Here is a 20,864-nt window from a genome sequence, read left to right as displayed (position 1 = left end):
GCGTATGAAATTCCTCGACGAAGCAAAGATCTACATCCAGTCCGGCGACGGCGGAAACGGCTGCGTGTCGTTCCGGCGCGAGAAATTCATCGAATTCGGCGGCCCGAATGGCGGCGACGGCGGGCGCGGCGGCGACGTGATCGCGCGCGCGGTCGAAGGGCTGAATACGCTGATCGATTACCGCTACATGCAGCATCACAAGGCGCAGCGCGGCGGCAACGGCATGGGCAATGACCGCCACGGCGCCAACGGCAAGGACATGATCATCAAGGTGCCGGTCGGCACCCAGATCTATGAAGAGGACGGCGAGACGCTGCTGGCCGATCTCGATCATGTCGGCGACGAGGTCGTGCTCGCGAAGGGCGGCAATGGCGGCTTCGGCAACGCGCACTTCAAGTCATCGACCAACCGCGCGCCGCGCCACGCCAATCCCGGCCAGCCCGGCGAAGAGCGCACCATCCGGCTTCGGCTCAAGCTGATCGCGGATGCCGGTCTCGTCGGTCTGCCGAATGCCGGCAAGTCGACCTTCCTTGCCGCGGTGAGCGCGGCCAAGCCGAAGATCGCGGATTACCCCTTCACCACGCTGCATCCCCAGCTTGGCGTCGTGGCCGTCGGCGGACGCGAATTCGTGCTGGCCGACATACCTGGTCTGATCGAAGGCGCGCATGAAGGCGCCGGCCTCGGCGACCGCTTCCTTGGCCATGTCGAGCGCTGCAGGGTGCTGCTGCATCTGGTCGACGGCACCAGCGAGGACGTGGCTGCGGCCTACAAGACCGTGCGCGGCGAACTCGAGGCGTATGACGAGGAGCTCGCGCAGAAGACCGAGATCGTCGCTCTCTCGAAGTCCGATGCCTTGACCGACGACGAGATCAAGGCGCAGGTGAAGGCCCTCAAGAAAGCCGCCAGAAAAACCCCGCTGGTGCTGTCGGCCCAATCCCGGCAGGGCGTACCCGAGGCCCTGCGCGCGTTGCTCGACGTGATCGACAAGGCCCGCGCGGCGGAAGAACCCGCGCCGGAGAAAGCCGCCGCCTGGCAGCCCTAGAGCGTGTTGCGCCCCTGCCCTCTCCCCTGGGGGAGAGCGTGGCGAATGGCGAAGCCATGAGCCGGGTGAGGGGTTGCTTCTGCGCGGTTTCTGGTAGAACCCCTCACCCGGTCATCCTCGCTTCGCCCGGGACCACCCCCTCCCTCTAGCGGAGAGGGTAAGAACCCAGATCAAACACATGTCCACGCGCGTTCCTGCCCTCCCTGATTTCCGCCGCATCGTCGTCAAGGTCGGCTCGTCGCTGCTCGTCGATTCCTCTGCCGGGCGGCTGCGCGAGGAATGGCTGCGCGCGCTGTGCGAGGACATCGCGTGGCTGCATGGCGGCAAGCGCGATCTCCTCGCCGTGTCCTCCGGCTCCATCGCGCTCGGGCGTTCGGTGCTGAAGCTGCCGCGCGGCGCGCTCGCCCTCGAGGATTCGCAGGCTGCCGCTGCGGTCGGGCAGATCGCGCTCGCGCGCATCTGGGCGGAAAACCTCGGCACGCGTGGCATCACCGCCGGACAGATTCTCGTCACGCTCGGCGACACCGAGGAGCGGCGCCGCTATCTCAATGCGCGCTCCACCATCGATCGGCTGCTTGAATGGAAGAGCGTCCCGGTCATCAACGAGAACGACACGGTCGCAACCACGGAGATCCGCTACGGCGACAATGACAGACTCGCTGCGCGCGTCGCCACCATGGTGAGTGCCGATCTTCTGGTGCTGCTCTCCGATATCGACGGACTTTACGACGCGCCGCCTGGGAGCGGTGTTGCAGCCAATCTCATCCCCGTGGTCGAACGCATCACGCCCGAGATCGAATCGATGGCGGGCGCATCCGGATCGGAATTGTCACGCGGCGGCATGGTCACCAAGATCGAGGCTGGCAAGATCGCGACCACCGCGGGCACACATATGGTGATCGCATCCGGCAAGACGATGCATCCGCTGCGCGCGATCGCGGACGGCGGACGCTGCACGTGGTTTCTCACGCCGGCCAATCCTGTCACGGCGCGCAAGAAATGGATTGCCGGCGCACTTGAACCGAAGGGCACGCTGCATATCGATGCGGGCGCGGTCGCAGCGCTTCGCCGCGGCGCGAGCCTGCTCCCCGCCGGCGTGAAGCGCTTCGAAGGTACATTTCAGCGCGGCGACGCGGTGACGGTGCGCGATCTCGACGGCGCCGAAATCGCTCGCGGTCTCGTCGCTTACGACGCCGAAGATGCAATGAAGATCGTCGGTCGCTCGTCGGCGGATATCCTGACGATCCTCGGATTTTCCGGACGGACCGAGATGATCCACCGCGACGACCTGGTGTTGTCCGGTCGTTGACGGCGTAAATCAGCCGCAAAATTTGCTGCTGCACGCCGTCTTTCCGTAATGCCGGATAGTCATTGATAACCAATTCGTAGGAACTGGAACCCCGAGGGTCCAATACCCCTATTTTTCGGCGATCGCGTTAACGCGGCGGGTAACCAGTTAGCGGATGATCCTCGCGTGTTCATCAACGGAGGTCACGATGACCTATTTCAAGCAGTTCGTTCGCGACGAGTCCGGTGCCACCGCTATCGAATATGGCCTGATTGCGGCAGGCATCGCGGTTGCCATCATCGCAGCCGTGCAGGGTCTCGGCACCAAGCTGGTGTCGACCTTCACCAGCGTCGAAGGCGCGCTGAAGTAAGCCATCGCGTACTGCGGTACGTGCAAAAAGGCCCGGGCATCCGGGCCTTTTTTGTTTGTTACGGTCATACCGAAGCATGTTGCAAAACTGCCGCGGGTGTTGCTCAGCCACATGTTGATTAAATGTGGCGGGACTGAATGATACCGCACGCACGACGCGCGATATTTGTAGGCTCATCAGCGGTGAGTGGCGTACGGGGTCGCTGGAATGCCGGCTGTCCTCCGGTCGGAATGTGTCAGTAGCGTATGCGTTTCGACGGACGGTTCGCCGATCTGTTGTTTGGGTAGGTACTCCCCCTAACCGTACCTGCCCTCGGGATCGTCGAGAGGCTGGGGGCGATTCTTCGTCCGGTATGCCGCCACTACGTCGATGATAACGAGACATTCCGGTGCCTCCCGGGATGTCTCGTTATTTTTTTGGTTGATGCGTTGGCTTCACGCGCACCGGCACCCACTTCGCGCAAGTCCACATCAACGCACCGGGAAATCGAAATAGGAGTTGGGGAACGGTTCGTTACGCAGCGTGAAGTGCCACCATTCCTTGTCATAGGGAATGAAGCCCCGCGCACGCATCGCATCCGCGAGGATCTTGCGGTTGACGCGCGCCTCCGAACTGACCTTGCCATGCTGTCCGGATTGCGGCGACAGGAAATCGAACGGCGTGCCCATGTCGAGTTCTTCATCGCCCGGAAGCTTCACCAGCGTCAGGTCCACCGTCGAACCGCGCGAATGGCCGGAGCGCGAGGCGATGTAACCGTCGCGAAACAGATTGCCCTTGGCGACATGCGGATAGAATTCGGCCTTGGTGCTGTTGTCCCGGTCACGGGCCCAGCGCACGAAGTGACGTACGCCGCGCGCGGGGCGGTAACAGTCGAACACCTTCAGTCCGAGACCGCGTGGGCTGAGATCGCGTTGCACGGCGGCGAGCGCGGTCGCGGCCTGCCGGCTCAGCACGCAGACGGGCGCCTCGTAGCCATCGACACGGGCGCCGACAAAGTTGTGCGTACCGAAATAGCGCATGTCGACCACGAGGCCTGGAATGACGGTCGCGGCATCGACAAAGGCAGGCGGCCTGGCAGGCGAAGTGGAAACCGTACTGGCAGGCGAACTGATCTGTGCGGTCACCGGCGTCCCCCAAAAAATCCCCGTCAGCAGTGCGAAACACAAGGCCATCCGAATCGCGCGCGGCGCTCCGCAAAACTGCCCAGTCGCTGCCGATTCTTCAATTTTTACAATGACATCCATATATAATCCTGATCGGCGAAAGGGCACTTTTCGACGTCCCTGCGCTCGCGCCGCGCAAGCGTTACATGATAGAACTGCATCCAACAGACACACGACAGACAAAATGACCGCGCCCCTCAAGACCGTCGATTCCGCCGCCTCCGTTGCGACCCTGATGCAGGACATCGGGCTGCGCGCCCGCAAGGCCGCGCGCGCACTGGCGCTCGCGCCGGCGGCGCAGAAGGACAAGGCGCTGCGTGCCATGGCGAAGGCGATCCGCGCGGCCACGCCCGAAATCCTCGCCGCCAACGAAGGCGACGTCGCCGAGGCAAGGGCCGCCGGCGTCACCGGCTCGTTTCTCGACCGGCTCACGCTGGACAAGAAGCGCGTCGCGGCGATGGCCGAGGGGCTCGAAGTGGTAGCGAAACTCGCCGATCCGGTCGGCCAGGTCGTCTCGAAATGGAAGCGCCCGAACGGCATGTCGATCGAGCGCGTTCGCACGCCGATCGGCGTGATCGGCGTCATCTACGAAAGCCGTCCGAACGTCACCGCGGATGCCGGCGCATTGTGCCTGAAGGCCGGCAATGCCGCGATCCTGCGCGGCGGTTCGGACTCGCATCGTTCCTCGCGCGCGATCCATGCCGCGATGCTGGAGGGACTACGCGCCGCCAAGCTGCCGGAGGATGCGATCCAGCTCGTGCCGGTCCGCGACCGCGCGGCTGTCGGTGAGATGCTCGCAGGTCTCGGCGGCAACATCGATGTGATCGTGCCGCGCGGCGGCAAGAGTCTGGTCGCGCGCGTGCAGGACGAGGCGCGCGTGCCGGTCTTCGCTCATCTCGAAGGCATCTGTCACGTCTACATCGACAAGGCGGCGAAGCCTGCCATGGCGAAGGACATCGCGCTGAATGCCAAGCTCCGCCGCACCGGCGTCTGCGGCGCAGCGGAAACGCTGCTGCTCGACAAGTCTGCGCCGGAAAAGGTGTCGGCGCCCGTTGTCGCGGCCCTGCTCGATGCCGGCTGCGAAGTGCGTGGCGACGCTGGCGTGCAGGCGCTCGATCCGCGTGTGAAACCTGCAGGCAACGAGGATTACGGCAAGGAATTCCTCGATGCGATCATCGCAGCGAAGGTCGTCGACGGCGTCGATGGCGCGATGGAACACATCGCAAAATACGGATCGCAGCATACCGATGCGATCGTGACGCAGGACAAGGCCGCAGCGGAGCGCTTCCTGAATGAAGTCGATTCCGCGATCGTCCTGCACAACGCATCGACACAGTTTGCCGATGGCGGCGAATTCGGCTTCGGCGCCGAAATCGGTATCGCCACCGGTCGCATGCATGCGCGCGGCCCGGTCGGCGTCGAGCAACTCACCTCGTTCAAATATCGCGTGCGCGGCAACGGGCAGACGCGGCCGTGACGTCGCGTCCGCAATGAAGCCCGGCAACTCTCCACCGCGCACGCTGGTCAGGAGCGTCACCAAACAGCGCGTGACGCTGCCGCTTCACGCTCCCGGCATGCGCATCGGATTGTTCGGCGGATCGTTCAATCCGGCGCATGAGGCTCATCGCGCGGTCAGTCTGCTTGCGATGAAAAAGCTGGGGCTCGATCGGATCTGGTGGTTGGTGACGCCTGGTAATCCGTTGAAGGACACGCGCGAGCTGCCTTCGCTCGACGCGCGGATAGCGCAGGCTGCGGCGCTTGCCGATCATCCCCGCATTGATGTGACCGGCTTCGAGTCGGTCATCGGCACGAAATATTCCTGCGATACGATCCGCTGGCTCAAGACCGAAGCGCCCGGCACGCATTTCGTCTGGATCATGGGCGCCGACAATCTGAAGGACTTCCATCGCTGGAAGAACTGGCGCGACATCTTCCTGATGCTGCCGATCGCCGTGGTCGATCGTGGCGGCCTCAGTCTGCGCGCCGCCTCCGGTCCCGCCGCCATCAGTTTTGCCAAGGCCCGTCTTCCCGAAAGCCGTGCGTCCACCCTGCCCGACCTGCCCCCGCCGGCCTGGGTTTACCTTCACGGCGTGAAATCCGACCTCTCTTCGACGAAGATCCGGGAGGCAAAGGATCGCCGGGAACACCATGAGAGTTGAAAGTATTTACGCAACGTGCCTACATTTGTGAGTGTTGAGTCCCCACATCTGCCGGGCGTAACCGTAGAAGGAAAGGACCCCCTGAGCACACAAGTCATCGCGCGGAGTCGTGCAAAGACCAGTGCCCTACCGCGAACAGTCTCGGAGGTGCGTGACGCCTCTCAGGCCCTGAATATTGTCCTTGAGCGCCTTGATGAGATGAAGGCCGAGGACATCGTCACCATAGACCTCACCGGCAAATCCTCTATCGCTGACAGCATGGTAGTGGCCTCCGGCCGATCAAACCGCCATGTCGGTTCCGCGGCGGACGATGTCGTTGAGCATCTCAAGAAGGCCGGCGTGAAGGACATTCGCGTCGAGGGACAGCCGCATTGCGACTGGGTCCTCATCGATGCGGGTGACGTGATCGTTCACGTCTTCCGTCCGGAAGTTCGCGAATTCTACGCTATCGAAAAGATGTGGTCCGGCGGCAAAGGCCAGAAGGCCGACGCCGCACAGCGCAAGTCGAGCTGACGGGACTATCACGCCGATGCGCGTGCTGGTGCTCGCGGTCGGCCGCATGAAGAAAGGCGCGGAGGCGGAGCTCGCCGACCGCTATCTGAAACGCGCCGTGCAAGCGGGCCGCGCCATCGGCATCCGCTCCATTGAAATTGTCGAAATTCGCGAGAGCCGCGCGGCGGATGCAGACCGTCGCAAGCTTGAGGAAGCGATTGCCATTGCCAACGTGATTCCGGACGGCGCGCTGGTCGTCCTGCTCGACGAGCGGGGCGAAGGGTTCTCGAGCGCGGCGTTCGCCGACCAGCTCGGACGGTGGCGGGACGGCGGACAGGCGGTGACAGCTTTCGTAATCGGCGGCGCTGACGGGTTGTCCGAAACGCTGCGCGACAAAGCCAGGATCACATTAAATTTCGGACAGGCCACATGGCCGCATCAATTGGTGCGTATCATGCTTCTGGAGCAGTTGTACCGGGCTATCACAATCATGTCCGGCCACCCATATCACCGTGACTAAAGGCGCCCGTCGGGCAGCCGAAGGCATAAGATGGCCGTGATTCGGCTGCACAGACGAGCTGAATGAACACAAATCGCAGGCAAATCGCTGGCGTCCGCCCGATTGTGGCGGGGGGTGCCTTTTTTGCCGCGGCAATTCTCGGCTCTCCGGCCACATTCGCCCAGGATGCACCGACGAAACCGGAGCTCAAGGGCGGCATCGACAACGACATCCTGAAGGCCCGCGAACAGGAACTCGCGGCGATCCGGGCCGAGCAACAGCGCGCGGCGGAGAATGAAGCGCGCCTGCGCACGGAAATCGAAGCCTTCGGCAACGATCGCCGCAAACTCAACACCGACCTGATCGCAACCGCCGCGCGGCTTCGCGACGTCGAAGCGCGCATGTCGGCGACCGAAGGTCGCCTTGCGCCGCTTGAGGGCCAGGAACAGGCCTTGCGCCAATCCCTGAACGATCGGCGCGGAACAATTGCGGACGTGCTGGCGGTGCTGCAGCGGATCGGACGGCGGCCGCCGCCGGCGCTCCTCGTTAATCCGGAGGACGCCGCAAAAACATTGCGCGGGGCCATCGTCCTCGGTGCCGTCGTACCCGAATTGCGCGACCGCGCGGAAAAAGTCGCCGCCGATCTCGGCGCGTTGCAAAAACTGCGCACCGACATTGCGGCCGAGCGCGCCAGGCTTTCGTCCGATCTTGCAACGCTCACGAGCGAGCAGCAGCGCATGACCCTGCTGGTCGAACAACGTCAGAAGCAGCAGGCCGAGTCCGAGCGCGCGCTGGAACAGCAGCGCGCCCAGGCCGGCACACTGGCGCGTCAGGTAGAGACCCTGCAGGACCTTGTCACGCGGCTCGAACAGGGCCTCGACAATGCCGCCCGCGCCGCACGCACGGGCCCCGAACCCGATCACAAGCCTGCGACCAAGCCGGCGCTGGTCGCGCTTAACGATCCCGGCCGGCTGTCGCCCGCCATAGCCTTTGCCTCAGCGCGTGGAACCCTGCCGATGCCTGTCAACGGCATCAAAATTCGCGATTTCGGGGCTGCCGACGGTATTGGCGGCTCGGAACGCGGGATATCGGTTGCCACGCGGCCGGGCGCACAGGTTACGTCGCCCTGCGACGGCTGGGTGGTGTATGCCGGCCCCTTCCGTTCCTTCGGGCAACTCTTGATCCTGAATGCGGGCGGTGGGTATCATGTCGTGCTTGCGGGAATGGATCGGATTTCCGTCGAAATCGGCCAGTTCGTGCTAACCGGCGAACCCGTTGCGGCAATGGGAAGTGGGGCAACACAGGTGGCGACCGCTTCGTCCAAAGGGACGGGCCAGGTGGGAACCAGTCAGCCGGTGCTTTACGTCGAATTTCGAAAGGACGGTACGCCCGTCGATTCCGGCCCGTGGTGGGCCAAGAAGGAAAGTGAGAAGGTCCGCGGATGATGCGCAAGACATTCCTCGTTTTGGTGGGTGCCGCCACGGGCGCCGCACTCACTCTGGTCGCGGTGCAGCCACGCCTCGTATTTTCGGGCATGAGCGCGAAGGCAGCCGCTTCCGCCGACACCTATCGCAATCTCAACCTGTTCGGTGACGTGTTCGAGCGCGTTCGCTCCGACTATGTCGAGAAGCCCGACGATGCAAAGCTCGTCGAGACTGCGATCAACGGCATGCTGGCCGGGCTCGATCCGCATTCGAGCTACATGGACGGCAAGAGCTTCCGTGACATGCAGATCCAGACCCGCGGTGAATTCGGCGGGCTTGGCATCGAAGTCACGATGGAAGACGGCCTCGTGAAGGTCGTCGCACCGATCGACGAAACGCCCGCCGCGAAGGCCGGCATTCTGGCGAACGACATCATCACCCATCTCGACGACGAAGCGGTTCAGGGCCTGACCCTGAACCAGGCGGTCGAGAAGATGCGTGGACCGGTGAACACCAAGATCAAGCTGCGCGTGATGCGCAAGGGTGCCGACAAGCCGCTCGAAATCGCGATCACCCGCGACATCATTCGTGTGCGTTCGGTGCGCTCGCGCACGGAGGGCGATGACGTCGCCTATATCCGCGTGACGCAGTTCAACGAACAGACCACCGAAGGCGTGAAGAAGATGATCGGCGATCTGACCGCTCAGATTCCGGCGGACAAGCTGAAAGGCTTCATCATCGACCTGCGCAACAATCCGGGCGGCCTGCTCGATCAGGCGATCTCGGTGTCCGATGTGTTCCTTGATCGTGGCGAGATCGTTTCGACCCGCGGACGCAATGTCGAGGAAACCCAGCGCTTCAATGCGCGCGCGGGCGACCTGACCAAGGGCAAGCCGATCATCGTTCTGATCAATGGCGGCTCGGCTTCGGCCTCGGAAATCGTGGCCGGCGCGCTGCAGGACCACAAGCGGGCGACCGTGCTCGGCACGCGCTCGTTCGGCAAGGGATCAGTGCAGACCATCATCCCGCTCGGCGCCGGTAACGGCGCACTGCGGCTGACCACGGCGCGCTACTACACGCCGTCGGGCAAGTCGATCCAAGCCAAGGGCATCACGCCGGACATCGAAGTCCTGCAGGACGTGCCGGAAGACATGAAGGCGCGGGCCGACTCCAAGGGCGAATCCTCGCTGCGTGGCCACCTGAAGGCCGACGGCGACGAGCAGACCGGCTCGCAGTCCTACATCCCGCCGGACGTCAAGGACGACAAGGCGCTGAAGATGGCGGTCGATCTGCTCCGCGGCACCGTGACCAACTCGGCCTTCCCGCCGAGCGGCAAGCGGGCGGAAGCGCCGAAGCAGTAATCGCGGCGACAACGGTAATCGCGAACGGGGCGGCCCTTGGGCCGCCCCGTTTCGTTTGGCGCGGTCGGTCTGATCATACTCTCCGTGCTAGACTGACCCGATGATTCGCGAATCCCGGGCACAGCCGCCGTGGATGAACTGAACGCACCGCTCGGCCAAGGTCCTTCCCCGAAGCCCCGATATCCGTTCGCAAAACTCGCTGCGCAGGGCGTTGCGGGATTGCTCGGCTTGACGTTGGCCGGTTTCGTGCTTTGGGCCGCCGTCGTGCGTGACCCGATGGGCGGCGAGCCGACCGCGCAGAGCGCAATAACTCCGGTGCAGACGGCGGAAGCGCCGGTCCAGGCCGAACCGCCTGAAACACCGGCACTGCCGAAGGGCGCGCAGACCATCAACATCATCGACGGCTCGACGGGCAAGCGGCAGGAGGTCGTGATCGGGTCGTCGTCCGACAGCAAGCGCAATGCCGGCGATCCGCGCTTGCTCGAAAACTCGCGTCATGGACCGATTCCGCGGATCGCTTCGGACGGGCTTCGGCCTTCCGAAGTCTATGCGCGCAAGGCCGCGGGCGAGCGCAACTCCGACGCCCCGCAGATCGCGATCGTGGTCGGCGGCCTCGGCGTCAGCTCGACGGCGAGCGCGAATGCGCTGTCCAAACTGCCCGGCGCCGTGACGCTGGCCTTCACGCCCTACGGAAGCGACCTCGACACGCTGGTGGCGCAGGCGCGCGAGAAAGGTCACGAGGTGCTGCTGCAGGTGCCGATGGAGCCGCACGATTATCCCGACAACGATCCCGGCCCTCAGACGCTGCTGTCTTCGCTTTCGGCCGAACAGAATATCGATCGCCTGCACTGGTTGTTCAGCCGCATGCAGGGTTATGTCGGCGTATCCAATTTCATGGGCGCACGTTTCACCACGTCCGAGCATGCGCTGGCGCCGGTCTTGCGTGAATTGTCGAAGCGCGGCCTGATCTATGTCGACGACGGGTCATCGCAGCGCAGTCAGGCCGGGCAGATCGCAGGCGCCAACAAGCTGCCCTATGCGAAGGCCGACGTCGTGATCGACGCAACGCCGAGCGCCGTCGAGATCGACAATGCGCTGAAGCGTCTTGAAACACTCGCGCGCGGCGGCAATGTCGTGGTTGGCTATTCGTCCGCACTCCCCGCCAGCATCGACCGCATCGCCAAATGGGCGAAAGCTGCGCAGGGCCGCGGCTTCGTGCTTGTTCCCATTACCGCTGCGGCGGTCAGGGCGCGCTCCAGCTAATCTCACGCAACTGCGCCGCCATCTTGCAAAGTCCGTGCGACCGGGCACACAATCCGACATGGCACACGACAAATACGACGATCTCCCCTATCGCGCCTGCGTCGGGATGATGGTGCTCAATCGCGACGGGCATGTGTTCATCGGACGTCGTGCGAACGGTCCGGAGCATGTCGACGCGATTCACAGCTGGCAGATGCCGCAGGGAGGCGTCGACGACGGCGAGGATCTGTACGAGGCCGCGCTGCGCGAATTGCTGGAAGAAACCAGCATTCGCTCGATCGCAAAGCTCGGCGAGATCGATGAGTGGTTGACCTACGACATTCCGCGCCAGATTGCCGGCCGCGCCTGGAAGGGCAAGTATCGCGGCCAGAAGCAGAAATGGTTCGCGTTTCGCTTCACCGGCAACGAGAACGAGATCAACATTCTGCATCCGGTCGGCGGCCACAAACCGGAATTCGTCGAGTGGCGCTGGGAGCCGATGCGCAATCTTCCCAGCCTGATCATCCCGTTCAAGCGCCCGGTCTACGAGACCGTGGTGCGGGAATTCTCGCGCTTCGTCTGACAGGCCGGCTCGATAGCCGAACAAAAAAGCCGGGCATCGCTGCCCGGCTTTTTTTTGAATTCAGATAAGCGCCACGCGCTCAATGCATCGCAGTGCCGTGCAAATCATAGTCGAGCGACTTGAAGTGATCGAGCCGCGCGATCTCCTTGTCGACCGCGGCGCTCGCACTCAGCTTCACGAGCTTCTCTTCCGACGCCTTGATGTGCTCCGCCAGTACCGAGAGATCGAAATTCTCCAGCTCGGCCGCGTTGTCGGCGAGGACGGTCAGGCCCGTCGGCGACACTTCGGCGAATCCACCGAGCACAACGATCTTCGTCTCGCCGCCGTTGTGCTTGATCGTCAGGATGCCGGGACGCAGCGATGTCACCATCGGTGCATGACCCGCGAGCACACCGAAATAGCCATCCGAACCGGGGACGTCGACCTGCTCGACTTCACCGGAGAGAAGAACCTTCTCGGGAGAGACGAGATCGAAATGGAAGGTGGCCATGGGTTCTAACCGCGTTCTCAAACCGTCATCCTGAGGTAGCCGCCGCAGGCGGCCCCCGAAGGATGGCGGCTCAAGCCGTCGCCCTTCGAGGCTCGCTGCGCTCGCACCTCAGGGTGACGGCGCAGCGTTGAGTGCTAGGCGCGTTACGCCGCTTCGGCCGCGAGCTTCTTGCCCTTCTCGACGGCCTCTTCGATCGTGCCGACCATGTAGAAGGCAGCTTCCGGCAGGTAGTCGTACTTGCCTTCAACCAGGCCCTTGAAGCCCTTGATGGTGTCCTGCAGGTCGACGAGCTTGCCAGGCGAACCGGTGAACACTTCCGCGACGTGGAACGGCTGCGACAGGAAGCGCTCGATCTTGCGGGCGCGAGCCACCGTCAGCTTGTCCTCTTCGGACAGTTCGTCCATGCCCAGAATGGCGATGATGTCCTGCAGCGCCTTGTAGCGCTGCAGCACCTGCTGCACCGAACGCGCAACGTTGTAGTGCTCCTCGCCGACGACCAGCGGCGACAGCATGCGCGAGGTCGAGTCGAGCGGGTCCACCGCCGGATAGATGCCCTTCGCCGCGATGTCGCGCGACAACACGGTGGTCGCGTCAAGGTGGGCGAACGAGGTGGCCGGCGCGGGGTCGGTCAAGTCGTCGGCCGGGACGTAAATCGCCTGCACCGAGGTGATCGAACCCTTGGTCGTGGTGGTGATGCGCTCCTGCAGCGCGCCCATGTCGGTCGCGAGCGTCGGCTGATAACCCACCGCCGAAGGAATACGGCCGAGCAGCGCCGACACTTCCGAACCCGCCTGGGTGAAGCGGAAGATGTTGTCGACGAAGAACAGCACGTCCTGGCCCTGATCGCGGAAACATTCCGAAACGGTCAGACCGGTCAGACCGACGCGGGCGCGTGCTCCGGGCGGCTCGTTCATCTGGCCGAACACGAGGGCGCACTTGGAGCCTTCGCCGCCGCCCTTCTTGTTGACGCCGGACTCGATGAACTCGTGATAGAGGTCGTTGCCCTCGCGGGTACGCTCGCCGACGCCGGCGAACACGGAATAACCACCGTGGGCCTTCGCGACGTTGTTGATCAGTTCCTGAATCAGCACCGTCTTGCCGACGCCGGCGCCGCCGAACAGGCCGATCTTGCCGCCCTTCGCATACGGCGCGAGCAGGTCCACGACCTTGATGCCGGTGACGAGAATTTCCGCCTCGGTCGACTGATCGGTGTATTTCGGCGCTTCCGCGTGGATCGGACGCTTGTCCGTCGCCTTGACCGGGCCGGCTTCGTCTATCGGCTCACCGACGACGTTGATGATGCGGCCAAGCAGTCCCGGGCCGACCGGCACGGCGATCGGCAGGCCGGTGTCGGTGACCTCCTGACCGCGCACGAGGCCTTCGGTCACGTCCATCGCGATGGTGCGAACCGTCGACTCGCCGAGATGCTGGGCGACCTCGAGCACGAGGCGGTTGCCGCCGTTGTTGGTCTCGAGTGAGTTCAGAATCGCCGGCAGGTGCCCGTCGAACTGCACGTCGACGACGGCGCCGATGACCTGCGTGATCTTGCCGGTCTTGTTGGGTTTGCCTTCGGTGGCTGTGGCCATGTCGGTCTCCTTGAATCTCAAACGGCGGTCAGCGTGACCGGCACGTTGTTGCGCGTCGCGCGCGAATACGGGCAGATCTTGTGGGCATCCTCGATCAGCGCCTGCAGCTTGGCCTTGTCGGCGCCCGGCAGTGCGACCTTGATTTCGGCCTTGAAGCCGAAGCTGATGTCATCCTTGTCCATCGACAGCGCGACGGTCACCCGCGCATCCTGGCCGTCGAGGCCATGCTTCTTGGCCAGAGCGAGAATCGCCTGACCGAAACAGGACGACCAGCCGAGCACGAAAAGCTGCTCGGGATTGTGCCCCTCACCATTGCCGCCGAATTCCTTCTGCAGGCCCATGGCCAGCGCGAGGCCATTGTTGTCGAGAATGGCGCGGCCGTTGCGGCCGCCTTTGGTCGTCGCGGATACCGAATAAGCCATGCGCCGATCTCCTTACAGAGCCTCCGCGCCGGAGATGATCTCGATCAGTTCCTTCGTGATCATCGCCTGGCGGGTACGGTTATAGGTGATGGTCTGCTTGCGGATCATGTCGCCGGCGTTACGGGTCGCGTTGTCCATCGCCGACATCTGCGAGCCGTAGAACGAGGCGTTGTTCTCGAGCAGGGCACGGAAAATCTGGGTCGCCACATAGCGCGGCAGCAGTTCCGCGAGCAGTTCGTCTTCCTCGGGCTCGTATTCGTAGACCGCGGCAGCGGCGGCTTCGGCGGGCGCCTCGAATTTCGGCGGCACGATCTGCTGCGCCGTCGGGATCTGCGAGATCACCGACTTGAACTGTGCATAGAACAGCGTCGCAACATCGAACTCGCCGCGATCGTACATTTCGATCACCTTGTTGGCGATTTCGGCGGCGTTGCCGTAGCCGAGCACGCGCACATTACGCAGCTCGATACGGTCCACGATGTTCTTCTCGTAATTGCGGCGGAGCTGCTCGTAGCCCTTCTTGCCGACGGTCAGGATCTTGACGTCCTTGCCCTCGGCCTGCAGCCGGTTGATGTGCTCACGCGCAAGACGAACGATCGAGGAGTTGAAAGCGCCTGCGAGACCGCGCTCGCCGGTGGCGACGATCAGGAGATGAACCTTGTCGCTGCCGGTGCCGCTGAGCAGCCTGGGCGCGCTGCCCGAGCCGGCCATGCCGGCCGCGATATTCTGCAGGACTGCTTCCATCTTCTCGGCGAACGGCCGCGCCGCCTCGGCTGCAGCCTGCGCCCGGCGCAGCTTGGATGCCGCAACCATCTGCATGGCCTTGGTGATCTTCTGCGTCGCCTTGGTCGCGGCGATACGCACGCGCATATCTTTGAGGCTGGCCATATCGTTTCGAACCTAAAAACCTTGCTCCGGCCGATTAGGGAGGGGGGTAAGCAGCAAACGCAGGACCTGCGGCTTACCCCCCTCCCGACCGGCCTTCGGCCGGTCGACCTCCCCCGCAAGGGGGGAGGGAAGAAAAGACTTACGCGAACGACTTGGCGTAACCGTCGACGATGCCCTTGAGCTGGTCGGCGGCTGCGTCGTCGAGATCGCGGGTATCGCGGATCTTGTTCAGGAGATCGGAGTGCTTGCTGCGCAGCAGGCCGAGCAGCCCGGACTCAAACTCCTTCACCTTGTTGAGCGGCAGCGGATCGAGATAGCCGTTGGTACCGGCCCAGATCACCGCGACCTGCTCTTCCATCTTCAGCGGCGAGAACTGCGCCTGCTTGAGGAGTTCAGTCAGGCGCGCACCGCGATTCAGCAGACGCTGGGTGGTAGCGTCGAGGTCGGAGCCGAACTGCGCGAAGGCCGCCATTTCGCGGTACTGCGCGAGCTCGCCCTTGATCTTGCCAGCGACCTTTTTCATCGCCTTGGTCTGCGCGGACGAACCCACGCGCGACACCGACAGACCGACGTTCACCGCCGGACGAATGCCCTGATAGAACAGGTCCGTCTCAAGGAAGATCTGGCCGTCGGTGATCGAGATCACGTTGGTCGGAATGTAGGCCGACACGTCGTTCGCCTGGGTTTCGATCACCGGCAGGGCGGTGAGCGAACCGGCGCCGTTCTCGTCGTTCATCTTCGCAGCGCGCTCGAGCAGGCGCGAGTGGAGATAGAACACGTCACCCGGATAGGCTTCACGGCCGGGCGGACGACGCAGCAGGAGCGACATCTGACGATAGGCGACGGCCTGCTTGGACAGATCGTCGTAAATGATCACGGCGTGCATGCCGTTGTCGCGGAAATACTCGCCCATGGTGCAGCCGGTGAACGGCGCAAGGAACTGCATCGGCGCCGGATCGGACGCGGTGGCCGCGATCACGATCGAATATTCAAGCGCGCCCTGCTCTTCCAGGACCTTCACGAACTGCGCGACGGTCGAACGCTTCTGACCGACCGCGACGTAAACGCAGTACAGCTTCGTGGATTCAGGCTGACCGGCAGCGTTGAGCGGCTTCTGGTTCAGGATGGTGTCGAGCGCGATTGCGGTCTTGCCGGTCTGACGGTCGCCGATGATCAGCTCGCGCTGGCCGCGGCCGATCGGGATCAGCGCGTCGATCGCCTTCAGGCCGGTCGCCATCGGCTCATGCACCGACTTGCGCGGGATGATGCCGGGCGCCTTCACGTCCACGCGCATGCGCTTGTCGGCCTTGATCGGGCCCTTGCCGTCGATCGGATTGCCGAGCGCATCGACCACGCGGCCAAGCAGGCCCTTGCCGACCGGCGCGTCCACGATGGCGCGGGTGCGCTTGACGGTCTGGCCTTCCTTAATTTCACGGTCGGCGCCGAAAATAACGATACCGACGTTGTCGCTTTCGAGGTTCAGCGCCATGCCGCGCGTGCCGTTCTCGAACTCGACCATCTCGCCGGCCTGGACGTTGTCGAGGCCGAAAACGCGGGCGATACCGTCACCGACAGACAGCACCTGGCCGACTTCGGAGACTTCCGCCTCCTGGCCGAAATTCTTGATCTGATCCTTCAGGATCGCGGAAATTTCTGCGGCGCGGATGTCCATCAGCGAGCCTCTTTCATGGCAGTCTTGATCGAATTGAGTTTGGTGCGGAGCGAGGTGTCGACCATGCGGCTGCCCAGCTTGACGACAAGCCCGCCGATGATCGCCGGATCGACATTGACCTGAAGGTCGACATCCTTGCCGGTCACCGCGTTGAGCGCATCCTTCAGCGACTTCAGATGCGCATCGGAGAGTTGTTCAGCGACGGTCACGCTGGCCGAGACCTCGCCCTTGTGCTTGGCGACCAGCGAGCGAAACGCCCGGATGATCTGCGGCAGCGCGAACAGGCGGCGGTTGGAGGCGACGAGCTTCACGAAGTTCGCCGCGATGCCGTCGATGCCAGCCTGTTTCAGGATCGCCGTCAGCGCCTTCACCTGTTCCTCGGACGTGAAAACCGGACTGCGGACCAGCCGCTTCAGGTCATCACTGCCGGATACCAATTGATCGAAACGATCGAGGTCAGCCCGGACCTTGTCGAGAACCTTGTCCTCGAGCGCGAGTTCGAAAAGCGCGGTGGCATATCGCCCCGCCACACCGGCAACAATCGGTTGTTCGCTTGCCATTGACCTTTAGCGCGCGTGCTGTCCGCAAGCCCGGGGCCTTCGCTGCAGCGGCGCCCCAAACCATTGGAATTCAAGGGGAATTCCGACCTCGCCGGACATCACGGAAGACCCGGAGCCCCTGCAAAATCGAGGCGGTTGCTAACACGGCAGACACGGCGGTGCAACATAGGGGAAGCCCGGAATTCGTCGAAAACGCCGGGTTTTCCGGGTGCCTTTCGTCGCAAGCGAGCAGATTGCCTCTTCCCGAAGCTGTCCTATTTAAGGCGGCGAGGACGACCTCCGCGAGAACCGCGCCCCCCACGCGGCAGGGACGACCCTGCCCCTGAATGGAGACGCGGTCATGTCCGCTCAACTTCCCTGGCTTTATCTCCTGATCGCCGGACTGTTCGAGGTCTGCTGGGCGATCGGGCTCAAATACACGGACGGATTCTCACGGCTCTGGCCATCGGTCGGCACCGCCGCCGCCATGGTCGTGAGCCTCGCTTTCCTGGGCCTCGCGCTGAAATCCCTCCCCGTTGGCACCGCTTACGCGGTCTGGACCGGGATCGGCGCCATAGGCACGGTTATTCTCGGCATCGTCCTGTTCGGTGAGCCCGCGACCGCCGCGCGCCTCGGCTGCGTTGCGCTGATCGTCGCCGGCATCATCGGACTGAAGCTCGTCGCGTAGCGTAGAGCCCGTCCACACACACGCGCATTTGAGCCGCCGCAAAGACGCAGATCGGGATCGCGGGCAAATCGGCTATATTGCTCCCGGAATTTTCGACTTTCGGGGATGGAGATGGACGCGACTTCGCATGCGGGCCACCGCGGCGATCCTACTTTTTCCGACCTTTTTACGCCCAAGCTGATCACCGTGCTGCGCGAGGGCTATGGGCTCGACGGCCTGCGCGCCGATGCGCTGGCCGGACTGACCGTCGCCATTGTTGCGCTCCCACTGTCCATGGCGATCGCGATTGGGGCGGGACTCAGTCCCGAGCGGGGTCTCTACGCCGCCATCGTAGGCGGCTTTCTTATTTCGCTCCTGGGCGGCAGCCGCTTCCAGATCGGCGGACCGGCCGCCGCCTTTATCGGCCTTGTCGCGCTGACCGTGCAGCGGCACGGCTATGACGGCCTGATGCTGGCGACGCTGATGGCCGGCGCGCTGCTGATCGTGATTGGGTTCCTGCGGCTTGGGACATACATCAAGTACATCCCCTATCCGGTGACGGTCGGCTTCACCGCCGGCATAGCCGTCATCATCCTGATATCGCAAGCCCGCGACCTGTTAGGGCTGACGCTCGTCAACGACCCGGCCGACACTGTCCCGAAACTGAAGGCCCTCTGGGCCGCTGTCGCAACCGTCAACCCTGTCACCGTGGCGCTGTCCGTCTTCTCGATCGGCGCAATCCTGGTCGTGCGGCGGCTGCGGCCGAACTGGCCGGCACTGCTGATTGCGGTTGCCGGTGCGACGGTGCTGACCTTTTTCCTCGGCTTAAATGTCGAGACCATCGGATCGCGCTTCGGCGCCATCCCGTCCGGCATGCCCACACCCGCGATCCCGCCATTCAGCCTGGAGAAGATCCGCGCCGTGGCGCCGGATGCGCTCGCCATTGCGCTCCTCGGTGCGATCGAATCGCTGCTCTCGGCCGTAGTCGCGGACAGCATGTCGGGCCGGCGTCATCGCTCGAACAGCGAACTCGTCGCGCAGGGCATCGCCAACATGTCGGCCGCGCTGACGGGCGGCACGCCGGTCACCGGCACCATCGCGCGCACCGCGACCAATATCCGCGCCGGCGCACGCGGACCGGTCGCGGGCATGCTGCACGCGGTTTATCTCCTGATCTTCGTCATGGTGGCGATGCCGCTCGTCGCCTATGTGCCGCTGGCATCGCTCGCCGGCGTGCTGGTGGTCGTCGCCTGGGCGATGGCCGACAAGGCCGAGTTCGCGCTGCTGCTTCGCACCTCGCTCGCCGACGCGGTCATTCTGGTCGCGACCTTCCTGCTCACGGTGTTCGTCGACCTGCTCACCGGCATCTCGGTCGGCGTGCTGCTCGGATCGTTCCTGTTCATGCATCGCATGGCGGAAGCCATCGACGTGCAGGGAGGAGCCAAGCTGGTGCGCGGCGATGTGGCCGATGCCGAGAACAACCGGCCGAGCTATCGCGACCATGCTATGCCGCGCGACGTCATGGTCTACCGGATCAGCGGCGCGTTCTTCTTCGGCGCGACGGCACGCGTGAACCTGATCCTCGATCGCGTAGTCAATCCGCCGCGTGTCTTCATCCTCGACTTCACCGACGTCCCCTTCGTCGACATCACCGCATCCGCGGCACTGGAGCGATTTGTACAGCGGCTGCACAAGGCCGGAACGAAGGTCTATTTTGCCGGCGTTCGGCCACAGCTTCGACGCTCATTTGGCTTGCCGGGCCTGCGCGGGCGCTCGGTGCACTACGTCTCCAGCGTCGAAACGGCACTGGAACGCGTGGAGAAATCGGGCGGCGCATAACGCATGCCCTTCGATGTCCCGACGCTGCTGACCACGCTCGCGGTCGCGCTTCCGACGATCGCGATCGCCTACATCATCTTCGGAATTGCCGGGTTCGGGACAGCACTGATCGCAGCGCCTGTGCTCGCACAGGTGATGCCGGTCGCCAGCATCGTCCCGATGCTCGCGCTTCTCGACTGCACGGCCGCGATCATCAATGGCGTCAAGCTGAACGACAAGATCGCGCGGCGCGAGATGATGTGGCTCGTACCGCTGCTGATCGCGGGCTCACTTGTCGGCGGTTATCTGCTGCTGATCATCCCGGCCCGGCCAATGATGCTGGCGCTCGGCATATTCGTCGTCGCCTATGCGATCTGGTCGCTCGTCAGCCCGACATTCAAGGGCCGTCTCAATCAGCTCTGGGTCATACCGTTCGGAGCGATCGGCGGTATCTTCAGCGCCATGTTCGGCAGCGGCGGCTTCATCTATGCGATCTATCTGAGCCGCCGACTGGAAGACAAGGATGCGTTGCGCGCGACGGTGAGCGTGCTGATCGCACTCGCGGCTCTCACGCGTCTTGTCATCTTCGCGCTTGCAGGACTGTATACGACGCTGGAGCTTCCGCTCATGGCATTGTGCCTCGTGCCGGCCATGCTGCTCGGACTGTATGCCGGCCACCGCATCACGCTTAAGATGTCGCGCGAACAGTTCATCCGCGTGCTGAGCATGGTGCTGATCGTGACTGGCACGACGCTGGTCGTACGCGCCCTGATGATGGGGTGACGGCTACTCCGCCGCCTCCATCATCGTCCGCGCCGCCTTCATGTCCTTCGCCGGCGGCAGGCCGAACATGCGGCCATATTCCCGCGTGAACTGCGACACGCTTTCGTAGCCGACGGCAAAGGCCGCGCTGCTGGCCGACGCGCCATCCGACATCATCAGACGGCGCGCCTCGATCAGACGCAGCTGTTTCTGGAACTGCAGCGGCGACAGCGATGTCACCGCGCGGAAATGGTGATGGAACGAGGACAGGCTCATTCCGGCCACGGCCGCGAGCCTCTCGACCGGAACCGGCTTGGCAAATTCTCCACGCAGCACTGCCACGGCTCGCGCAATCCGCTGCACATGCCCTTCCGGCCAGCCAAGGCGACGGATTGCG

23 protein-coding genes are annotated in these 20,864 nt (G+C 63.8%); 14 read left to right on the top strand and 9 right to left on the bottom strand.

Annotated elements, in window-relative coordinates; genetic code table 11:
• The first annotated feature begins 4 nt into the window (after positions 1 to 4).
• The 3 genes from obgE to VNZ93_RS09835 all read left to right on the top strand — a co-directional run bounded on the left by obgE (position 5) and on the right by VNZ93_RS09835 (position 2,700).
• Positions 5 to 1,042 carry a GTPase ObgE gene (obgE, locus tag VNZ93_RS09845; RefSeq protein ID WP_325703646.1) on the top strand — a complete coding sequence of 346 codons (1,038 nt, stop codon included), beginning with the start codon at positions 5 to 7 and terminating at the stop codon, positions 1,040 to 1,042.
• 178 nt (positions 1,043 to 1,220) lie between these two features.
• Positions 1,221 to 2,351 carry a glutamate 5-kinase gene (proB, locus tag VNZ93_RS09840; RefSeq protein ID WP_325703643.1) on the top strand — a complete coding sequence of 377 codons (1,131 nt, stop codon included), beginning with the start codon at positions 1,221 to 1,223 and terminating at the stop codon, positions 2,349 to 2,351.
• Between the two features lie 187 nt (positions 2,352 to 2,538).
• Complete coding sequence (locus VNZ93_RS09835) at positions 2,539 to 2,700, top strand: Flp family type IVb pilin (RefSeq protein ID WP_325703640.1); 162 nt, start codon at positions 2,539 to 2,541, stop codon at positions 2,698 to 2,700.
• Between the two features lie 470 nt (positions 2,701 to 3,170).
• On the opposite strand, the gene VNZ93_RS09830 is transcribed toward VNZ93_RS09835, so the two are convergent.
• Complete coding sequence (locus VNZ93_RS09830) at positions 3,171 to 3,824, bottom strand: M15 family metallopeptidase (protein WP_325703637.1); 654 nt, start codon at positions 3,822 to 3,824, stop codon at positions 3,171 to 3,173.
• A 223-nt stretch (positions 3,825 to 4,047) separates the two neighbouring features.
• Between VNZ93_RS09830 and VNZ93_RS09825 the strand changes: the two genes are divergently transcribed.
• The 4 genes from VNZ93_RS09825 to rlmH all read left to right on the top strand — a co-directional run bounded on the left by VNZ93_RS09825 (position 4,048) and on the right by rlmH (position 7,034).
• On the top strand, positions 4,048 to 5,340 hold the full coding sequence (locus tag VNZ93_RS09825) for a glutamate-5-semialdehyde dehydrogenase (RefSeq protein ID WP_325703635.1): 1,293 nt from the start codon (positions 4,048 to 4,050) through the stop codon (positions 5,338 to 5,340).
• Between the two features lie 13 nt (positions 5,341 to 5,353).
• A complete protein-coding gene (locus VNZ93_RS09820) occupies positions 5,354 to 6,022 on the top strand; it encodes a nicotinate-nucleotide adenylyltransferase (RefSeq protein WP_325703632.1) in 669 nt (222 codons plus the stop codon).
• A 147-nt stretch (positions 6,023 to 6,169) separates the two neighbouring features.
• Positions 6,170 to 6,535, top strand: coding sequence for a ribosome silencing factor (gene rsfS / locus VNZ93_RS09815; RefSeq protein ID WP_325703629.1), 366 nt, complete (start codon positions 6,170 to 6,172; stop codon positions 6,533 to 6,535).
• 16 nt (positions 6,536 to 6,551) lie between these two features.
• Positions 6,552 to 7,034 (top strand): 23S rRNA (pseudouridine(1915)-N(3))-methyltransferase RlmH, encoded by a 483-nt coding sequence (rlmH, locus tag VNZ93_RS09810; protein WP_325703626.1) that lies wholly within the window; start codon positions 6,552 to 6,554, stop codon positions 7,032 to 7,034.
• On the opposite strand, the gene VNZ93_RS09805 is transcribed toward rlmH, so the two are convergent.
• Positions 7,031 to 7,771, bottom strand: coding sequence for a hypothetical protein (locus VNZ93_RS09805; protein WP_325703623.1), 741 nt, complete (start codon positions 7,769 to 7,771; stop codon positions 7,031 to 7,033). The two genes, rlmH and VNZ93_RS09805, sit on opposite strands and share 4 nt — an antisense overlap.
• Here VNZ93_RS09805 and VNZ93_RS09800 point away from each other — a divergent pair.
• The 4 genes from VNZ93_RS09800 to VNZ93_RS09785 all read left to right on the top strand — a co-directional run bounded on the left by VNZ93_RS09800 (position 7,751) and on the right by VNZ93_RS09785 (position 11,623).
• Complete coding sequence (locus VNZ93_RS09800; protein WP_325703620.1) at positions 7,751 to 8,458, top strand: murein hydrolase activator EnvC family protein; 708 nt, start codon at positions 7,751 to 7,753, stop codon at positions 8,456 to 8,458. The two genes, VNZ93_RS09805 and VNZ93_RS09800, sit on opposite strands and share 21 nt — an antisense overlap.
• Positions 8,455 to 9,798 carry a S41 family peptidase gene (locus VNZ93_RS09795; protein WP_325703617.1) on the top strand — a complete coding sequence of 448 codons (1,344 nt, stop codon included), beginning with the start codon at positions 8,455 to 8,457 and terminating at the stop codon, positions 9,796 to 9,798. The genes VNZ93_RS09800 and VNZ93_RS09795 overlap by 4 nt, the downstream gene beginning before the upstream one ends.
• A gap of 129 nt (positions 9,799 to 9,927) precedes the next feature.
• Positions 9,928 to 11,061, top strand: a complete 1,134-nt coding sequence (locus tag VNZ93_RS09790; protein WP_325703615.1) for a divergent polysaccharide deacetylase family protein — start codon at positions 9,928 to 9,930, stop codon at positions 11,059 to 11,061.
• Between the two features lie 58 nt (positions 11,062 to 11,119).
• On the top strand, positions 11,120 to 11,623 hold the full coding sequence (locus VNZ93_RS09785) for an RNA pyrophosphohydrolase (RefSeq protein WP_325703612.1): 504 nt from the start codon (positions 11,120 to 11,122) through the stop codon (positions 11,621 to 11,623).
• 79 nt (positions 11,624 to 11,702) lie between these two features.
• Here VNZ93_RS09785 and VNZ93_RS09780 read toward each other — a convergent pair whose 3' ends face one another.
• The 6 genes from VNZ93_RS09780 to VNZ93_RS09755 all read right to left on the bottom strand — a co-directional run bounded on the left by VNZ93_RS09780 (position 11,703) and on the right by VNZ93_RS09755 (position 17,241).
• Complete coding sequence (locus VNZ93_RS09780) at positions 11,703 to 12,113, bottom strand: F0F1 ATP synthase subunit epsilon (RefSeq protein ID WP_325703609.1); 411 nt, start codon at positions 12,111 to 12,113, stop codon at positions 11,703 to 11,705.
• Between the two features lie 143 nt (positions 12,114 to 12,256).
• Entirely contained in the window at positions 12,257 to 13,699 is a 1,443-nt protein-coding gene (atpD, locus tag VNZ93_RS09775; protein WP_325703606.1) for a F0F1 ATP synthase subunit beta, read from the bottom strand.
• 17 nt (positions 13,700 to 13,716) lie between these two features.
• The gene (locus VNZ93_RS09770; RefSeq protein ID WP_325703603.1) at positions 13,717 to 14,121 is read right to left on the bottom strand and encodes an organic hydroperoxide resistance protein; all 405 of its coding nucleotides are present in this window, start codon (positions 14,119 to 14,121) and stop codon (positions 13,717 to 13,719) included.
• A 12-nt stretch (positions 14,122 to 14,133) separates the two neighbouring features.
• The gene (locus tag VNZ93_RS09765; RefSeq protein WP_325703600.1) at positions 14,134 to 15,009 is read right to left on the bottom strand and encodes a F0F1 ATP synthase subunit gamma; all 876 of its coding nucleotides are present in this window, start codon (positions 15,007 to 15,009) and stop codon (positions 14,134 to 14,136) included.
• A 139-nt stretch (positions 15,010 to 15,148) separates the two neighbouring features.
• A complete protein-coding gene (atpA, locus tag VNZ93_RS09760; protein WP_325703597.1) occupies positions 15,149 to 16,681 on the bottom strand; it encodes a F0F1 ATP synthase subunit alpha in 1,533 nt (510 codons plus the stop codon).
• Entirely contained in the window at positions 16,681 to 17,241 is a 561-nt protein-coding gene (locus VNZ93_RS09755; RefSeq protein ID WP_325703594.1) for a F0F1 ATP synthase subunit delta, read from the bottom strand. The genes atpA and VNZ93_RS09755 overlap by 1 nt, the downstream gene beginning before the upstream one ends.
• Before the next feature lie 340 nt (positions 17,242 to 17,581).
• Here VNZ93_RS09755 and sugE point away from each other — a divergent pair, with 340 nt between their 5' ends.
• The 3 genes from sugE to VNZ93_RS09740 all read left to right on the top strand — a co-directional run bounded on the left by sugE (position 17,582) and on the right by VNZ93_RS09740 (position 20,488).
• Positions 17,582 to 17,908, top strand: coding sequence for a quaternary ammonium compound efflux SMR transporter SugE (gene sugE / locus VNZ93_RS09750; protein WP_325703592.1), 327 nt, complete (start codon positions 17,582 to 17,584; stop codon positions 17,906 to 17,908).
• A 111-nt stretch (positions 17,909 to 18,019) separates the two neighbouring features.
• Positions 18,020 to 19,726 (top strand): SulP family inorganic anion transporter, encoded by a 1,707-nt coding sequence (locus VNZ93_RS09745; protein WP_325703589.1) that lies wholly within the window; start codon positions 18,020 to 18,022, stop codon positions 19,724 to 19,726.
• 3 nt (positions 19,727 to 19,729) lie between these two features.
• Entirely contained in the window at positions 19,730 to 20,488 is a 759-nt protein-coding gene (locus VNZ93_RS09740; protein WP_325703586.1) for a sulfite exporter TauE/SafE family protein, read from the top strand.
• A gap of 3 nt (positions 20,489 to 20,491) precedes the next feature.
• Here the strand turns inward: VNZ93_RS09740 and VNZ93_RS09735 are convergent.
• Positions 20,492 to 20,864, bottom strand: a 373-nt coding sequence (locus VNZ93_RS09735) for an AraC family transcriptional regulator (RefSeq protein WP_325703583.1), incomplete at its 5' end; no start/stop codon positions are given.

Origin of the sequence: Pseudorhodoplanes sp., assembly GCF_035565795.1 — a bacterium.
Classification (GTDB): domain Bacteria; phylum Pseudomonadota; class Alphaproteobacteria; order Rhizobiales; family Xanthobacteraceae; genus Pseudorhodoplanes.
Note: the sequence above shows the minus strand (reverse complement) of the source record. Positions and strands in the feature narration are given on the sequence as shown.